The sequence below is a fragment of the Maribacter sp. genome, assembly GCF_049667165.1.
Lineage (GTDB): Bacteria > Bacteroidota > Bacteroidia > Flavobacteriales > Flavobacteriaceae > Maribacter_A.
Map to the genome: position 1 here is coordinate 1 of NZ_JBATHS010000278.1, position 1954 is coordinate 1954.

At 41.0% G+C, this 1954-nt stretch carries 1 protein-coding gene; it reads left to right on the top strand.

Going from position 1 to position 1954, the window contains the following annotated elements:
- Nucleotides 1-1954: hypothetical protein (locus WBM98_RS13400; RefSeq protein ID WP_424366526.1), on the top strand; the 1954-nt coding region annotated here is incomplete at both ends.

The window sequence follows — 1954 nt, forward strand, 5'->3', positions numbered from 1 at the left end:
AATATGGCCTGGACACCTGTGGTAAACGTCAATTCCGCAAACGGAAAATTAATAATAAAAGCAGGGGATTCCACCAACGATACAATAAACATAACAGTTACCCTACCGGCTACAATCGGCGGGGCCAGTGCTTCTTCCAACATGAAATTAGGGGCTGCATGGGAGCCCGCCAATCCTTTAGATACTTTCATAGTCGTTGGGGGAGGATGGCCTGGAACAATCAATCCAGAAAAAGTACCAAATGTACTTCTATTAGGTGATGGCTTTACAAATTCAGATGAAGCGGCATTTAATCAATATGTAAACTCTTTAGTTCATTTTCTCAAGGTCAATCCCCTAAACAAACCCTATGACGTGCTATCCACTTCCATAAATTTTTGGAGGGCTTTTTTACCATCGAGCGAAATCGGAATTTCAGTAAATGGTGAAATTTATCCCGTTGGTACTGCTCCTAACCTAAAGGCACGCTATGTTCCCTCGCCCCAAAAACCAAAGGCCGGACATGTAGGGAGATGGAAATTGGAACAGCTAATTTATATGGTTGGCCTGCCCGTGGCTACAGATGATATATCCAATAATGCTCGATCCAACAACACGATCAAGACAGAATGGCAACAACAGATTGTTGATAATCCAGACCCTCATGTAGATAATTCGCTTATCGATAGTTGGCGTAAGTTAGCAAAAAGAAGTCTAGTGGATGAAACAGATTCTTATTTAGGTGTCAATGCCGGTGATACGGTGCCCGATTCGGGGCATAAGAAAATCGGTTTAAATCCAAATCGGGTGAATAGGGACGATATGGATTTTTTACTACGTACACTTCGTGATCCACGGGGTATTCCCGTGAGTAATCTTTGGGCAAAAACTCCCCTTGGGGTAAAACCTCTCAATTATGATCTTATATGTATTCTAGTTGCGGGTAACGGCCGTGCTGTAAATGGTGATGGCTATTTTTTTGTTGATATTCTAGAAGATATTAAAATAGTAAAAAATGGGACCAATGCCGGCTATCATTTTAATTATAGCAACACAGATATTCCTACCACTGCTACAAATGACAAAAGTAGAACCTTTGCACACGAATTAACACATTCCTTCGCAATAGAAGATGAGTATGGAGAGAAAACAGGACCCCCTTCAGGCCTTACAAGTGCAGATGTAGATAAAGACGGTAATGTAATGTTGGAAGCAGATGCACTGAATGTAACCAATGATATTGACGGTGAAAAGATTAAGTGGAACTGGCATCGAATTAAAAAGGCTGCCGTACTGGAGCAAGCCATTGTGGATGTCGGAGGTGGAAAGTTTCGATTGCCATTAATATTGAGTCAAGGATATCAATTTGCCATAGGAGATACGGTACACTTGCGTTTCCGGGAATTTCCAAAACCCTTGCCAAGATATCCAAAATTGAGCATGCCCTTGGAAATAATAGGTCCTGGCCCAACCTCAAATGAAATACATGTTAAACTTAAATCAGGGGCGGTGTTTAATTACCCAAATATTATAGCTGCCAACCAATTTATAGCAGAATTTCCCGCTGGATCGATTGTTTATATCCCTACGCCAGCTCCTGATTCAGTTGCAAACCCCGCTACATATCCGTATGCGGAAATGGTGGCCAAAAACATCAAAGACTTTATATCTTCAAGTAAAAAACCACTGACAGCCTATCCTAGTGTTGTTGATGATAATGATGTACAACAACCAATTATACCCGGTGTATCACTCCCAGATTGCTTTAGTCGGCATCGACCACAAATAGTGGGATTGTATTCTGGAGGGAAAACTTATCACAAAGGCCTATTTCACCCTACGGGTAACTGCCTTATGCGGGATAGCCATACTGACGGAAAGGAAATTTGCGCAGTTTGTCGTTATATTTTAGTAGATATTATAGATCCCTACAAACACTTTTCTATTGATTTGGAATATGATAAAATATATCCTC